Source organism: Pararobbsia alpina (assembly GCF_965118125.1).
GTDB classification, from domain to species: domain Bacteria; phylum Pseudomonadota; class Gammaproteobacteria; order Burkholderiales; family Burkholderiaceae; genus Pararobbsia; species Pararobbsia alpina_A.
Genome location: NZ_OZ221287.1, coordinates 1,818,037 through 1,833,126, shown reverse-complemented (window position 1 = coordinate 1,833,126; position 15,090 = coordinate 1,818,037). Strand labels below are relative to the sequence as shown.

Below are 15,090 nucleotides of genomic sequence, written 5' to 3'. Positions count from 1 at the left end.
TCGCCTGAGGTGCGCCTCGAATGCCGGATGCGAATCCGGCTTCGAGATGCGGCTCAGAACGATGGGCCTTTTTGCTTTGTCACCCCGGACGACGCGTAGCAGTCGACGTACTATGCGAGGCCCGGCATCGCGTTATAGCGCTAACGCGAGAACTGCGAAGGCTGGAACCCTTGTGCGATCGCAGGCGACGACGGCGACAACACGAAGCTGCCGTATTGCGATGTCGTGCTGCCCGATGTCACGCTCGCCGTCGACGCGGAAGACGACCCCGAGAACACCACGTCCTGCGGACCGAACCACGTGCCGATCTGCAGATACTGCGCGGCGCCCGAGTCGGCTGTCAGCTGCGTACCGCCGATCACGACATTGCGCGTGATGACGTTGTTCAGCGGCACACCCGGCAGGTTCGTCAGGATCGACGGCAAGTTCGGATACTGCGTCGAATACGGCGCCGTGTTGTACGGCACCGCGCGCAACGCGGTCTGGAACACGCCGCTGGCGCTCGTGACATCCGCCTTCTGCCAGCTCATGCCACGCGAGTCGGCGCTGACGGCCGGCGACGAGTTCACGAACAGATTGTCCGAGATCACATTGTCGCGGCCACCACCAACGAACACCGGCTGCATGACGTTCGAGAACACATTGCGCCGGACAGTCGTCTGGCAGTACTCGTCGTCGAGGTAGACGCCCATCGTGGCCGTCGGCTGCGATGTCGAGCCGATGTCATGAAGGAAGTTGCTCTCGATAATGGTGCCGCGCATCGTCCAGTCACGTCCGGCGTAGATCGCACCGGAGTCGCTCGTCTCGGTCACCACGTTGTAGATCTCGTTGTTGCTGATCTCGTGGTTGTTGCCGCCGAAGATGATGGCGGCATGCGGGCCGTTGTAGATCGTGTTGCCCGTGATCTGGTCGCCCGCGCCGGACAGGCTGATCGCCGGACGGTACGCACGAGAAAGGCGTGCGTAGTCGTGGATCGTGCTGTTCGTCACAAAGCTGCTGCCCGCGGCGAGCGTCGTGCGATTGCCGCTGTAGATGGTGATGCCGCCTTCGCCCGTGTTGGCCATCGTGACGTACTGGAAGCCGCTGCTGCCCGCGCTCGATACGCCGCCGCGATTGCCCATATTGCGGATCGTCACGTGATCGACGGTGTTCTTGCCGCCACCGTTGAGCTGAATGCCGTCGCCGCGCCCGATATCGAGCGTCAGATACTGCACGAGCAGGTTGGTCGCACTGTTGAACACAAGCAACGAGTTGGCCACGGACACCTGTACATCGCCGGTGGACATCGTTGCGGGCGGCCAGAAATACAGCAGACCTGCAGTCTGGTCGACGTAGTACTCACCCGGCGAATCGAGTTCCGACAGGGCGTTCTCGATGACGACTCGTTGCCCCACCGCGAGGCCCATCGTCGGCGCCGGCGACTGAAGCGTGAGCGTTCCCGATCCGTCCACGGACTGCACCGGCAGCGTCGTATCGGCCCAGTCACGCGCCCAATATCCAAACGCGCGCAGGTTCGGCTCTTTCGCCCAGGCCGTCGGGTTGCCGCCGCTGACCGTAAAGCTCAGACCCGTCGGACCGCCTGGCAGCGATGCGATCGTCGCAAAGCCCGTATTGGGCCAGCGCGCGACGGTCATCGGCTGATCGCGGAAGAACACTTCGAGCGGTGCGGGCGTGACGGAAATGCCGTAGCCGTGACGATTGAAGGTACCGAGATTGGTGACCCCGTTCGCCGCGAGCGACGCGACCACGACACTGCCATGGGCCGCCGTTGGCAGGCGCGACAAGGCGTTCGAGTCGGTCACGGCCGTAAAGCCCGTCACCACTTTCGAACCCGTAATGATCGCGGAGCCGTCAGCCGGTCCGGAAATCGTGACCGGCACGCCGGACCACGTCGGATCCACGGTGACCGTCAGCGTCGAGGCAATCTGATAGGTGCCCGATCCGAGCACGATGTTGAGGGAAGAGATACCCGATCCGGCTTTCGCCTTGTTCGCGCTGAGCACGCTCAGCGCATCGCGCAATGCCACGGCCGACGCGGACAAATTGACGGTAGCAGGCGCAGCCGTCGCACCGCTTTCTTCAGCGTTGGTCGCCGCTGCCGTCACGTTGACTGTCGTGGCCTGTGCCGTTGCGCAGCCGAGCAGTGCAAATGCAAGCGCTGCGGCAGCCTTTGTAAAACCGGGTACAACGGATGCGCCTCTAAACGTGCGCTTCATACGTACATTTATTAGGAATGCAGATGAAAACATGGAAAATCCTTACTACAAAAAACAAAAGGTAGGCGCTTTGCGCCCGCGAGGTTTATGCAACTTTTACGTCGCATCCCTCTGTGATGGACCTCGAAATCGTTCCTCCTCTGTGAACGCCTTCACGTCGATCAAGACACCGCCCCCGGACGGTGCCGCCCTTTGAGCCGACGCCGACGATGCGCACCGGCCAGCGCGCGATAGTCGGCTTCGGCACGCGCAAGTGAAGTGCTGGCACCTTGCAACTCGGCCAGCGCCTGCAATCTCGCGCGTTGATTTTCTATATCGAGCTTCTGCAGCTCGCGCAGTCCTTCACGCAACGTTTTTTCAATGCGTGTGCGTCGATTGGCGAACTGCCAGGTCAGCCATTGGAGGTCGCGCGGATCCGTTCCGCTCTGCGGATCGAATGTGAATCGCGCTTCCATCTGTGCGCGCCACGCGCGCAGTTCGCTTCTGGCGGCCTCGCCAAGCCCTCGGACTTTGCCAAGCAACGGGTCTGCCACGTCGGCCGCCGTTTCGATGCCGAACGAGGCAAGCGTTGCCTTGCGTCCCGGACCAATCGAGGCGAATCGCGTTTCGACGAGAACATGGCTCGCAAGAAACTTCTCGAGCTGACGCTCCCTGACGAGGGCAAACAACTTTTGTCGTTCGCCTTGATAGCGACGCGGCAGTGCATCGAGGCCGCGCTTGGCGTGTTCGAGCGCGTGAAACTTGTCGGCGAAGGCGCGTGAATGACGAAGCTTTCGATAGCGCGCGAGCAACACGTCGTAGTCGTGTTGTGCCGCATTGAGCATGCCGCGTCGCCGTACGTATTCGCGACGGAACGGCCGTTCGGCAACAAGTGCGCATGCCACCCATGCAAGCGGCCCAGCGAATCCAAACGCGAGACTGATGTCGGCATCCGCTGCGGAGACGGCGATCGAGCCGACTGTCAGCGCGAACGAAACCAGTCGCGCAATGCGTCGGCGAATTCGTAGCGCATGTGAACGCGGACGCTGAGCATCCGAACCGGCATTCATTAAGTTTGGAACGGCCGCATGCGCGTGCAAGTGACGCGCGCTTGTAAACAATTCGGGCATCTCGCGACCCGCTTCGGCTTGCGGGTCACCGAGTGCGACGATGCGCTGCCAGACTTGCTGGATATCGGCGTTGTCGGGCAACGCGACTCGCGTGCCTGGCGGAGGCAGCGTCGGCAGGAAATACTGCGTACCCGTGCGCGATTCGATCTCGCACCATGGGCATCCGCGCAGATGCGCGGGAAAGCGATGGATCGCATCCGTCGAGCACGTGCGAAGACTGCGACCAAATGCTTCGAGTGCGTGCACCCATTGCCGGGCATCAGGTCGTTTCTGCCGTGCACCGACTTCGGTAAAAGCGGCTTCGAACATCGCGGCGAGTGTCGGCGATACCGTTTCAAGCGCGAGTGCGTGAGGCGGTGTCTGCATGCCTCGCGCCTGTCTACGAGGCCCGTATGCAAATCGATATTCGGCAATCGCCTGTTCGATCGACATATCGCCCGCTTCATGGATGCCCGCGTACGGATGACGTCCCATGAACAGCAGGTGAAATACGAGGACTGCGAGGCCGAAGCGGTCATGATTCGCCATGCGCGGCGCATCGCCGAATGCCTTGATCGCCTGAAGCTCGGGCGGCGTGAAATGCTGAACGCCGACCTCGCACGCGAAGCGTGTGCCGTGTGCCTGGATCTCGAACGAATCGCAGTCGATAAAGCACGCGACACTGTCGCGACGAATGACCACATTGCCTTGATTGACGTCGCCGACCACGTGCCCGTGCGCGTGAATCGCATCGAACGCAGCGGCAACGTTACGTGCGGCGGCGACTAGAAACGCGTAGTCGGCTTGCGGGAAGAATTGCTTGCGTTGCGCGGGGCTATAGAGATGGTGGATCGGCTCGTGACCCTCGACGCGCGGCATCGTGAAGCCGACGACGCGCGAGCCTTCGCCACGCAGTACTTCGACGGGCCAGGCGGCGATGGTACGCAGATAGCTGTCGCCCAGCGCGGTCATCGCGTGCAGCTTTGCCTGCCTGCGTGCGGGCAACGGTTCGCGATACAGCTTCGCGACGTGGTCCGCGGCATCGCGCAACGCATACACCCTGCCCTCGCCGCCTTCGCCGATCAACTCTCCCAGCGACACTTCGCGGCCTTTGCTATCCGATACGCGTTCGCGTTCGGCCACGTCTGCCGTCGTGTTATCCAGCGACACGCCGTGCATGCCGGGCGTCATCCGATCTGTCCTCCGCGTCGTGTCGCGACGACGAGTGTCTTGTCGTCATCGGTACGCGCGTTGATCGCCGGACTCGAAAGGAATCGCGCGAGTTCGCTGTTGAGCTGCACGCAGCGTGATGGGTCGACGCCGCGCAATGCGGCGAACATCGGCTCAAAAAACGGTGAATGGGCTTCACGTGTGGCAAATACCAGCGCAAGACGCTGGAGGCCATCGGTGAGTAGCGACACTTCGTCGGGCGCTTCGATCATTGCCGCGTGCAAATGCGCGATCGCGTCGGGATCGGTGACGAAATACGTGGTGTTGGCGTACTCGCCCGATTCGGGCCAGAAGATAGGCTGCAAGCGTTCGGCACTGCCGTTCGCTTGACTGCTATTCGGTGCACTGCCATTCGCAGCACTGCCGTTTGGTGGACTTCCGTTTGATGCGCGGCCGTTCGTCGAGCCGTTGTTTGCGGATTTCCGCTCAGCACGCACATGATCCCGGCTTCTGACGACGAGCGCGCCGTCGCCGATCTGGAAGGCAAGCGCGCGCTCGGGGCCGATCACAGCGCCGACGAGCGTGCAGGCGAACTGTCGTGTCGGAGCGCCATGCCATGCGCTGGCCAATGCGATTTCGGCACGCACATGCTCCACGCACTCTTCGGCCAGCGCGACGTTGAGTGCGCGCTCGCCACGCGCTTCGATGCGGTCCGACAGAAATTGGCCGCCGATGTCGCACATCATGCGTGCGCCAAGTGCGCCATGGTCGGCGCTACCTGCACCGTCGGATGCGAGCGCGACCAGCCATTCGGTGCCGTCGGCACCGATGACCGTTTCGACAAAACTGGCGTCCTGGCACGCTGCACCAGTGCGCAGGTGGGAGGTCCCCACCGCGGACGCGCTCACATAACGCCAGCTCACACGAGCGCCCATCCCGATGGACTCTGAAGCTTGACCTCGGTGCCGGGCGTCGACTGCGACACGGAGCGCATCGAGTTCGACAGCCACTGGAACAACTCGCGGAACTTGAGGCCCTGAAGGCCCAGCGGCATGCGCACGGAAATCTGGCGCAGCACATCCATGTTTGCGCCTTCGATGCCGACTGCGAAGAAAGCAAACTTCTTGTTCGCTTCGCCTTCCGCGATGCGCGCCGCGGCGGCACGCCAGTCGTCTGTCGGCTCGCCGTCGGTCAGCAGAAAAACCCACGGACGATAAAACGCGATGCCGTTCGCGCGATATTCGGCCTTGCGCGCCTCGAGCAAGTCGAGCGCAAGCGTCACGGCGGCGCCAAGCGGCGTGTCGCCCTGAGCGCTCAGGGCCGGAGGCACGAAGTGTTCGACGGTGTGGAACGGCACTTCGACGTTCGGCGGCCCGAACGTCACGATGGCGGTTTCGACACGTTTACCCGCGAGGGTGTCGGCAGTCAGTTCTTCCCGGAAAGTCTCGAGACCGGCGTTCAGTTGCTCGATCGGCTCGCCTTCCATCGACCCCGACCGGTCGAGCAACAAGATGCAGGGGCAGCGGGGCTCAGGGTTCTCCGCAAAATTGTCCGTACCGAACGCGACCTGTGCCGCAAACGGGTTGTCATTCTCGTTCATGGTAATCCCGCTCTATTCGCGCCTTGCTGGCGCAGTTTTAATAGTCCTGAAGCGTGCGCATCGATCGGCCGGCCCAAGGTCCCGGCCTTCGCGCATGAAGCTGATCACCCGCGGCGGTTTTTCAACCGCGCGGTCCCCCCGGGAAAATCCCCGGACCCGGAGAAGCCGCTGATGACCCGCTATACAAATTTCCACGCGCGTTCGGTCAACGAGCCTGCCGCCTTCTGGGGCGAGCAAGCCCGCCGTATCCATTGGCAGACGCCGTTTACCCAGGTTCTCGACGACTCACGGCCGCCTTTTACCCGTTGGTTTGTCGGCGGCACGACCAATCTCTGCTACAACGCGATCGACCGGCACCTGCCCGAGCGAAGTGCACAGGACGCGTTGCTCTATATATCGACCGAAACTGGCGTCGAGCGCAGGTTGACTTACGCAGAAATATTTGCGGAGGTGAATCGGATGGCCGCGGCGATGCTCGAACTCGGCGTCCGACGGGGCGATCGCGTGCTGATTTACATGCCGATGATCCCGGAGGCGATGTTCGCGATGCTGGCCTGCGCGCGCATCGGGGCCATCCATTCGGTCGTTTTTGGCGGGTTCGCGGCGGGCAATCTCGCGACCCGGATCGACGATGCCGAGCCGACGCTGATCGTCAGTGCCGACGCGGGCTCGCGCGCGGGACGCGTGATTCCTTACAAACCGCTTCTCGATGAGGCGCTGCTCGAATCGAAGGCGCCGCAACCGCAGGTGCTGTTGATCGACCGGCATCTTGCCGATATGCCGCTGTTCCCGGGCCGCGACACGGTGTATCCGCCGGAACTTGCGCCCGGCGAGCCGCAGCCGGTCGTGCCGTGCGAATGGCTCGAATCGAATGAGCCGTCCTACATCCTGTACACGTCGGGTACGACGGGCAAACCCAAGGGGGTCCAGCGCGATGTCGGCGGCTATGCCGTCGCGCTCGCGACATCGATCGACTATCTGTTTGGGGGTACGGCGGGCGACGTGATGTTTACGGCGTCGGACATCGGCTGGGTCGTCGGGCATAGCTATATCGTCTATGCGCCGCTGCTCGCCGGCATGACCACGGTGATGTACGAGGGGCTGCCGATCCGACCGGACGGCGGCGTCTGGTGGCGCATGGTCGAACGGCTCAAGATCAATTTGATGTTCACGGCGCCGACCGCGATTCGCGTGCTGAAAAAGCAGGATCCGGCGTTATTGCGCGCCTCGGACCTGTCGAGTCTCCGCGCGCTGTTCCTGGCCGGCGAACCGCTCGACGAGCCGACGGCGAACTGGATTGCCCGTTCGATCGACAAACCCGTCGTCGACAATTACTGGCAGACCGAGACGGGCTGGCCGATGTTGATGGTGCCGCGCGGTATTGACGGTGTCGAGGTCCCGCCGCCGAAGCTGGGCGCGCCCGGTGTGCCTGTTTATGGCTACAAGCTCAGCGTGCGCAACGAGCGCACGGGCGAAAACTGTTCGGCGGGGCAAAAAGGTGTGATTGCGCTCGAGTACCCGCTGCCGCCAGGCTGTATGACGACCGTCTGGCGCGACGACGAGCGGTACGTGAAGACGTACTGGTCGAACTTTATCGGCCGGATTGCCTACTCGACGTTCGATTGGGGTGTGCAGGACGGCGACGACTTTGTGACGATCCTCGGCCGCACCGATGACGTCATCAATGTGGCGGGACACCGGCTCGGGACGCGCGAAATCGAAGAGAGCCTGTCGCGGCATCCGGCGGTGGCCGAAGTCGCGGTGGTCGGCGTGAAGGACAGCCTCAAAGGGCAAGTCGCGTTCGGCTTTGTCGTGCTACGAGATCCGGCGCGCGCCGAACAGGCCATGGACCGGCTCGCGCTTGAAGGCGAGCTGATGCAGACCGTCGATCGGCAGCTCGGCTCTGTCGCCCGGCCTGCGCGGGTGCTGTTTGTCGGACTACTGCCGAAAACGCGCTCGGGCAAGCTGCTCAGGCGCGCTATCGCAGCGCTCGCCGAAGGCCGCGAGCCCGGTGATCTGACGACCATCGAGGACCCCGCGGCATTGCATCAGATCCGGGCGGCGCTGGGGTTTGCCGGTCAGATCTGATAACGCCCACTCAGGCGTTGTGGCCCATCCACGATGCGGCCTTGACGGTGCGGCGATCGAGGTCGCGCATACGTGCTTCGAGGTCGTAGAGGTCGACGGCTTCCGAGAGATACGCTTCTTCGCTTTCGATGCGACGTTGCTCAGCGCTCTTGGTCAGTTCGTTGATGATTTTCCACAGTGCGTACATGGTGTTGCTCCTTGCTAACTCTTGCCAATGGTGCCGGTCGGGCACCGGCGATAAACCCGAGAACTCAGGTTCGTCACCTAAGTGTTTTCCCTAGGTACGCATTCTAGGGGAAAACCCTGAATCGAGGTATACAAGAAACACTCAAATAATAAATATTTGTTGCGCCGCAACGGGGCTTCACGAGTCAATTTTGGCGCGCGATGATCCATGCGGCAGTTTTTGCCGATGCGAAGGCCGCGTAGTTTGCTGATCCACCGGTTTCGGAGCGCGGTCGAGCCAGATCCGCGTAGCAAGCCGCAGTCATGTCGGGTCAGCCTAAGGCCGGGCATGTCATACCGTATGGTGGTCGTGGTGAGCTGAGGTGAGACGCGCGCGAACGAAGCGGAACAAGCGACCGAAAAAAACCGGAGACTGGCATCGGGCAAGGCTGAATCGTCTCCAGCCCTGCCGAACTCGCTGTCAGGCAATCAGCACCGGTTCCGGCGGCAGCTGATCGATATCGGCGCGACGCCGATGCAGACGGAAGAAGTCGTAGATCAGCCGGCTCGAGTCGGGGCCGTCCGCCACATGGAACGGAATCGCACCGTCTCCGCCGCTCCAGGCGTGCTTGAGACCACCGATACGGCAGTCGCGCACGATGGGCACGTCATCGAGCATCCAGTCGTGACGCACCACTCCGCCCGGCGCGCTATCCCGCGCGTTGCCGTGCAAGCGTCGTCCCGAGGAATCGACCAGACGGTTGAGCCGCACGAACTGCATCGCAAGCTGCTCGGCGTTGCGCGGCGACACCACATCGTCGCGATCGCCGTGGACGATGATTGCCGGCATGCCCGGATGGTCGGCGAACTCCGCGAGCCCTGCGACAAGGTTCAGCGGGTCGTCGCGCGTGCCGCGACGCATGGTCGCGAGCGCAGACATCGCCGAATGCGCATCGCCGAAGACCGGCCCCGAGTGCAATGCCACCGCGGCGAATCGCTGCGGATAGCGAATCGCGAGCAAGGCCGCCATGCCGGCGCCGGCCGACATCCCTGCGACATACACACGCTCGGGATCGACGTCATACCGCTCGACGACGGAATCGACGAGCGAGACAATCGAACGCGCTTCATGACCGCCTGCGCGATCAGACGCGTCGTACCAATGCCAGCACCGATGTGCTTGCGCAATCCGCGATTGTTCTGGATAGAGCACGACAAAGCCGTACTCGTCCGCAATCGCATTCATACGAGTGCCCTGCGCGAACTCTTCACTGGTCTGTTTGCACCCGTGCAGCATGACGACCAGCGCGCGCTTGCCCTTGCCCCTGGCGGGCGGAACGTACAGCCCGTACGCAAGGTGGTGAATCAGATCGCCGGGCGCGGGAGGCGCCGAGTGAAACGAGCGCGTCCAGTCGCCCTTGAGCCAGGCATATCTCGACGGACGCACGCGCGAATCGCGTGGATCGACAGGCTGAACCGGGTTCGAGCGCGCGCGAGCGCCGGCCGTACGCGTGCCCTGCGCGGCCGGGCCGGATGGCGCCTTGCCGCGCCCCGAGCCTGCGCGTTTCGCTTTGACGGTCTTGCCGATCTTTCCGAACGACGGACTCAAGCCGAGCGGATCCGCTTTGCGCGGATTCGACGATTTACCCGTCCCGCTTTTGGCTGACCCCGTGGAAGATTTCTTCGAAGTCGACTGTTTTGCATCCGAAAGGTGCGATTTCAGCGCACTCGTCGTGATCTCTTCGACCGCGCGCTCGCCTCGCTTCGCTGCTTGCCGTAGCGCGCGCATCTGGATTTGTGCGAGCTTGCCGAGCCCGCGCAGCCACGTCGACGTAATACTTTTACTCATCTGCTGTGCTCCGGTTGGGTGGTAGCCCGCGCTCCAGGTCAATTTGGAGCACAAAGTCACCTTCGTTTCCGGCGGTTGTGCGTTGCACCATAACATCTTTTAGAGGCGAATGCTTTTCCCGAAATGCGCATCTCACGAACTGCGGCGAAATGCAGCGCAATCCGTCCCGGCGGCGAAAAAAACGACGGTTTATACTCGTCATTGCGCATGGCTGTTTCCATCCGCGATCTGCCCGCACCACCCTTTCATGACTTCGACGTCGTTGATTCCGACCCCTATTTGGTTCACGCTGACCGGCTTTGGCGGCGTGGCCGTTACCATTCCGGCCGCGCTCGCGGTGGCGGCGTGGCTCGCTGCAGGCATGCGTTTGCGCGCTGCGGCGGAATGGCTCGGCGCACTGGGTCTCGCGGGCGGTCTGACGGTGCTCACGAAGGTGGCGTTTCTCGGCTGGGGCGTCGGTATTCGGCCGATCGACTTCACGGGGATCAGTGGCCATGCGGTGCTGTCGACGCTCGTCTACCCGGTGATTTTCGGGGTCGTCCTGATCAACACGCCGATTGCCTTCCGGCGTGCGGGATTCTTAGCGGGCCTGACGTTCGGCTTCGCGATCGGCGCCTCGCGGGTCGCCCTGCATGCGCATTCCGTCTCGGAAATCATCGCCGGGTGTGTGCTCGGGGCGTTTATTGCGTGTCTCTTTATCAGCCGGCTCGAAAAAATGCCGGCGCCGACCGAGCCGACGCCTCACCCGCTGCTCGTGTCGCTGAGCCTTGCGATCATCATCGGTTCGCTGCACGGCATGCACGTGCCGACGCAACGCTGGGTCACGTCGATTGCGCTCGACCTGTCCGGTCATGAGCGACCGTTTATCCGCGCGCGCTGGCATCGTGATGGCCGCGTCAAGGCCACGCCGAAATTCGTCGACAACCTGACGGCGGTTCACACGCACCGCCCGGCGTCCTAACGCTTCTGCTTGATCTTCTCGATTTCGTCGATGCCGCACGCCACGCCATGCGCTTCGGTCGCGGTCAGATAGCCTTCGGCGAACATGCGGACCGACGGGTCCAGATCGACACCCGCCAGAAAGCGTCGACCCACGATCGCATCGTTGGCCGAGCCCAGCGCGTCCTGAAGGGCCGACACATGCGCGGCCATGCGTTTGCGCTGACGCCCGTCGAGCGCCGGCGCGAGAAATTCGATCGCGTACCGCAGGCGCTTGGCGCGAATCCGTAACTGGTGCCGTTCGTGCGCGTCGAGTTCATGCAGGTCGACCGCGTGGGCCAGCTTGCGATACTGCTTGCGAAGCGATTTCCTTCCCTCCGGATTCAACGCGCGCCCGCGGCGATTCGTACTCCTCGTCACCAGCACGGCGACCTGACGCGCGACCTGCGTCAGCAGTTGCGCATATCGCCCGGAAGCCATCGCGGCACGCAATGCGCTCGCAGCCTCCTCTCGATGCGCGGCCACCCGCTGCTCGGCATGACTCCATGGCGCCGACCGTTCCTCACCCTCATGTGCCGCTCGCACAATCGCCGGAAAGGTGTCTTCGATCAGCACATCCCAATCTCGCAGGTCGCCGAGCAGCCCACCGATCCACTTGAGTTCGTGCTTCTCCGGAACGATGGCCGCATCGCGGAGCTCGCTGCCGAAAAACCGGTACGCCGTGCGCATGCGCCGCAGTGCGATGCGCATCTGATGCACATATTCGCTGCCGCCGTCGACGGCGACGCTATGGGCATTCGCCACCCACTGCGCAAAGATATTGCGCGTCACGGCGGCCGCGACCGCTTCGTAGGTCGGGCGTGAGCCGAACTCGATCGTGCCCGCCTTGTGCGGCCCCTCGAGGGGGCGCGACGCATAGGTCAACGCATCGTGCTCGACGAGCGTGAGCCATCCATCGGTATTGAGTGAGATCGCAAGGTCGAACAGGCTGACCGCGCGCTCGGCGAGTTCGACACGTGCGTCGTCATCGATTGCCGAATGTTCGTCGGGCGCGGCATCGTCGGGGTTGTCTACGTCGGCGAGTTCGAGCGAGATCCTCAACTCGACGAAGGGCCGTTGCTCGCCACCGACACCGGCTTCGACGGGTGCGCTCAGCACGCCCGCATCGAGGCTGATCGTCAGCGGCTCGCCGTCGAGATCCAGACGCCACCAGTGGCGCTCAATCTCGGCGCGCCACGGCACATCGCCGCATTGCCCGGCGAAATCGGGCAACTGATCGTGCCCGAGCGCGACAGGCTCCCACGAGCGTACGCGCACGCCCGGCAGCACGGAAAAGTCATGAACGGCAATCGCGAAACGCCGCGCGCCAGCATCGAGTACGAGGCACTGCCATGCGGGGTCGCCGCTCGGCGGATCGTCGCAATGATGCAGCTCGGTCGTGAACTTCGCCTGATCGTGCCGCGCCTGGGCAAGCGGTTCGTGCGCGGCAATGGCCGCAACCCAGTGTTGTGTGTCGGGCCTGCGCACCGTTTGCGCGATACCGGCTTCCGGGTTCTGTTCGCTTGCAGTTGGCCGAAAAACGAGTTCAAGAACACGCTGCATGGGCTGCCCTCCGTTAGGCACACATTCCACACTAAAGCGTGCGTTGAAAATACGCTACCCGTGAGCACACTGCATTCCAGAAAAAAACGGAGCTTTCAGATCGATGCGGCGTGGTCCGACGGGTTCGTCGGGGCGCTCTACGCGCGTCCGCCACATTGACCGCGCGTCGGCGACACATTGGCAGCGCAGGGCATTCGATGCCCCGTTGAACTGCGACGGAATGGCGACAGAAGTACGACCGTACGGCGATCAGATCGCGAACGGGTCGTGCCTGAATGCTCATCGACGACGCTTAGCGCCCTACACTTTGCGCGCACGTGAAGTACCGCAATCACGGACGCTGCCACACCCTGGTAATACGTACCGCTTATCTTAAAAAGCCGACCTTTCAGGTATACCCGTATTACCTAACAGCCGTCACAAACCAGTCACATCACGCTGATATTTCTCCATATTCGCGCCCGTGTGCCTGCGCGCGGCGCGTCCCCCAACGCCAGTCTCATACACGCCCTACCCCCGAAGGAGCCTTGCATGTCTGAGCTTTCCGTTTCCCAATCGAGTGCTGCGCGTGCAGCCCTAGGCCGCAAGATCAGCCTGGGCGTGTTCGCGCTGTTTTTGATCGCCGGGGCGGCGTATGTCGGTAGCCATCTTGCCGACGACCTGCGTCCGGTCCAGCTTGGATCGACCCTGCCGTACGTCCTGCTGGGTGTAGCCCTGTTGATCGCCCTCGGCTTCGAGTTCGTCAACGGCTTCCACGACACCGCCAACGCTGTCGCGACTGTCATCTATACGCATTCCCTGCCGCCGAACATCGCGGTGGTGTGGTCCGGTACGTTCAACTTTATCGGCGTGCTCGTGTCGAGCGGCGCAGTCGCGTTCGGCATCCTGCAGTTGCTGCCGGTCGAGCTGATCCTGCGTGTCGGCAGCAGTCAGGGCTTCGCCATGGTGTTCGCACTGCTGATCGCCGCGATCATCTGGAACCTCGGCACGTGGTACTTCGGTCTGCCGTCGTCGAGCTCGCATACGCTGATCGGTTCGGTGATCGGCGTCGGGCTCATGAATCAGCTCATGGCCGTCAACACGGGCACGAGCGGCGTTGACTGGAACCAGGCGCTCAACGTCGGCAAGTCGCTGCTGTTCTCGCCGGTCGTCGGCTTTATCGCATCGGCCCTGTTGCTGCTCGGGATGAAGGCTGTCATCAAGAAGCCCGCGCTCTACAAGGAACCGAAGAAGGATGCGCCGCCGCCGTTCTGGATCCGCTGCCTGCTGATCCTGACGTGCACGGGCGTGTCGTTCGCACACGGTTCGAACGACGGCCAGAAGGGCATGGGCCTGATCATGCTGATCCTGATCGGCACGGTGCCGACGGCCTTCGCACTGAACAAGGCGGTCGACGCGAACCAGACGCAGACGTTTGTCGCCATTGCCCACACGGCATCGGACACGTTCGCCAAGTATGCAAACAACGGCACGTCGGCCAATCCGCGCGCTGACGTCGAAGCGTATGTGCAGACGCATCAGCTCACGCCAACGACCGTCCCCGCGCTGCGCGCCCTGACCGACAAGATCGGTGAAGACATTTCGAAGTCGGGCGCCGTGTCGTCGGTTCCGCAAAGCAACGTCAACAACGTGCGTAACGACATGTACATCGTGTCGGAAGCACTGCGTCTGATGGACAAGGCCAAGGACCCGGCCTTCAGCGAAACGGATCATGCCGCGCTGATGAACTACAAGAAGACGCTCGACCACTCGACCAAGTTCATCCCGACCTGGGTCAAGGTGGCGGTTGCGCTGGCGCTTGGCCTCGGCACGATGGTTGGCTGGAAGCGGATCGTCGTGACGGTCGGTGAAAAGATCGGCAAGGAACATCTGACGTACGGTCAAGGTGCCTCGGCCGAACTCATCGCGATGGCCACGATCGGCGCCGCCGACATGTACGGCCTGCCGGTCAGCACGACGCACGTGCTGTCGTCGGGTGTCGCCGGCACGATGGCCGCCAACGGTTCGGGCCTGCAATGGTCGACCGTTCGCAGCCTGCTCCTCGCGTGGATCCTCACGCTGCCGGTTTCGATTGCTTTGTCCGCCGGGCTGTTCTGGTTGTTCAGCAAGCTGTTCTAAGACGTTCGCTTCAGGCGCCGGGATGTTTCCGGCGCCTGAATGTCGCATCCGCATTTCCCCCGCGATTCACCCCTCTGCGCTTTCCGCCCGGTTGCCCGATCGAGTCGGCAAGCTTTCCATGAGCTTTCCTCACAGGTACGACGCGTGCTGTGTCGGTAATGACCGTTTGAAACATCGCGAGTCATCCACTCAGGCGCGGCCATCCGGCCGTCCCGCTACCCGCGCATCACGTGCCGACACCCGGCATGTACCGCG

General features: G+C 62.8%; 10 protein-coding genes. 3 read left to right on the top strand and 7 right to left on the bottom strand.

Features of this window, described 5'->3' with window-relative positions; translation table 11 throughout:
• Positions 1-140: 140 nt before the first annotated feature.
• The 4 genes from ACMFWR_RS07890 to ACMFWR_RS07875 form a co-directional block, all read right to left on the bottom strand.
• Positions 141-2,216, bottom strand: a complete 2,076-nt coding sequence (locus ACMFWR_RS07890) for a right-handed parallel beta-helix repeat-containing protein (protein WP_413194443.1) — start codon at positions 2,214-2,216, stop codon at positions 141-143.
• A 161-nt stretch (positions 2,217-2,377) separates the two neighbouring features.
• Positions 2,378-4,495, bottom strand: a complete 2,118-nt coding sequence (locus tag ACMFWR_RS07885) for a helix-hairpin-helix domain-containing protein (RefSeq protein ID WP_413194442.1) — start codon at positions 4,493-4,495, stop codon at positions 2,378-2,380.
• The gene (locus ACMFWR_RS07880) at positions 4,492-5,409 is read right to left on the bottom strand and encodes a PP2C family serine/threonine-protein phosphatase (RefSeq protein ID WP_413194441.1); all 918 of its coding nucleotides are present in this window, start codon (positions 5,407-5,409) and stop codon (positions 4,492-4,494) included. Before ACMFWR_RS07880 ends, ACMFWR_RS07885 begins: the two co-directional genes overlap by 4 nt.
• The gene (locus tag ACMFWR_RS07875; protein WP_413194440.1) at positions 5,394-6,074 is read right to left on the bottom strand and encodes a vWA domain-containing protein; all 681 of its coding nucleotides are present in this window, start codon (positions 6,072-6,074) and stop codon (positions 5,394-5,396) included. The genes ACMFWR_RS07880 and ACMFWR_RS07875 overlap by 16 nt, the downstream gene beginning before the upstream one ends.
• Before the next feature lie 171 nt (positions 6,075-6,245).
• On the opposite strand from ACMFWR_RS07875, the gene ACMFWR_RS07870 reads away from it, so the two are divergent.
• On the top strand, positions 6,246-8,162 hold the full coding sequence (locus ACMFWR_RS07870; protein ID WP_413194439.1) for a propionate--CoA ligase: 1,917 nt from the start codon (positions 6,246-6,248) through the stop codon (positions 8,160-8,162).
• 10 nt (positions 8,163-8,172) lie between these two features.
• Here ACMFWR_RS07870 and ACMFWR_RS07865 read toward each other — a convergent pair whose 3' ends face one another.
• A complete protein-coding gene (locus tag ACMFWR_RS07865; RefSeq protein ID WP_413194438.1) occupies positions 8,173-8,349 on the bottom strand; it encodes a DUF3563 family protein in 177 nt (58 codons plus the stop codon).
• 459 nt (positions 8,350-8,808) lie between these two features.
• Positions 8,809-10,176: a PHB depolymerase family esterase gene (locus tag ACMFWR_RS07860; protein WP_413194437.1), complete on the bottom strand. Its 1,368-nt coding sequence runs from the start codon at positions 10,174-10,176 to the stop codon at positions 8,809-8,811.
• Positions 10,177-10,423: 247 nt separating this feature from the next.
• Here ACMFWR_RS07860 and ACMFWR_RS07855 point away from each other — a divergent pair, with 247 nt between their 5' ends.
• On the top strand, positions 10,424-11,137 hold the full coding sequence (locus ACMFWR_RS07855; RefSeq protein WP_413194436.1) for a phosphatase PAP2 family protein: 714 nt from the start codon (positions 10,424-10,426) through the stop codon (positions 11,135-11,137).
• On the opposite strand, the gene ACMFWR_RS07850 is transcribed toward ACMFWR_RS07855, so the two are convergent.
• The gene (locus ACMFWR_RS07850) at positions 11,134-12,717 is read right to left on the bottom strand and encodes a CHAD domain-containing protein (RefSeq protein WP_413194435.1); all 1,584 of its coding nucleotides are present in this window, start codon (positions 12,715-12,717) and stop codon (positions 11,134-11,136) included. The two genes, ACMFWR_RS07855 and ACMFWR_RS07850, sit on opposite strands and share 4 nt — an antisense overlap.
• Before the next feature lie 531 nt (positions 12,718-13,248).
• Here ACMFWR_RS07850 and ACMFWR_RS07845 point away from each other — a divergent pair.
• A complete protein-coding gene (locus ACMFWR_RS07845; protein ID WP_413194434.1) occupies positions 13,249-14,835 on the top strand; it encodes an inorganic phosphate transporter in 1,587 nt (528 codons plus the stop codon).
• The last annotated feature ends 255 nt before the right edge of the window (positions 14,836-15,090 follow it).

What these genes read in the sequence shown, in the direction of transcription:
- ACMFWR_RS07885 (WP_413194442.1), bottom strand. Translation starts at nt 4,495, where the DNA reads ATGACGCCCGGCATGCACGGCGTGTCGCTGGATAACACGACGGCAGAC.
- ACMFWR_RS07845 (WP_413194434.1), top strand. Translation starts at nt 13,249, where the DNA reads ATGTCTGAGCTTTCCGTTTCCCAATCGAGTGCTGCGCGTGCAGCCCTA.
- ACMFWR_RS07880 (WP_413194441.1), bottom strand. Translation starts at nt 5,409, where the DNA reads ATGGGCGCTCGTGTGAGCTGGCGTTATGTGAGCGCGTCCGCGGTGGGG.
- ACMFWR_RS07860 (WP_413194437.1), bottom strand. Translation starts at nt 10,176, where the DNA reads ATGAGTAAAAGTATTACGTCGACGTGGCTGCGCGGGCTCGGCAAGCTC.
- ACMFWR_RS07850 (WP_413194435.1), bottom strand. Translation starts at nt 12,717, where the DNA reads ATGCAGCGTGTTCTTGAACTCGTTTTTCGGCCAACTGCAAGCGAACAG.
- ACMFWR_RS07870 (WP_413194439.1), top strand. Translation starts at nt 6,246, where the DNA reads ATGACCCGCTATACAAATTTCCACGCGCGTTCGGTCAACGAGCCTGCC.
- ACMFWR_RS07875 (WP_413194440.1), bottom strand. Translation starts at nt 6,074, where the DNA reads ATGAACGAGAATGACAACCCGTTTGCGGCACAGGTCGCGTTCGGTACG.
- ACMFWR_RS07855 (WP_413194436.1), top strand. Translation starts at nt 10,424, where the DNA reads ATGACTTCGACGTCGTTGATTCCGACCCCTATTTGGTTCACGCTGACC.
- ACMFWR_RS07865 (WP_413194438.1), bottom strand. Translation starts at nt 8,349, where the DNA reads ATGTACGCACTGTGGAAAATCATCAACGAACTGACCAAGAGCGCTGAG.
- ACMFWR_RS07890 (WP_413194443.1), bottom strand. Translation starts at nt 2,216, where the DNA reads ATGAAGCGCACGTTTAGAGGCGCATCCGTTGTACCCGGTTTTACAAAG.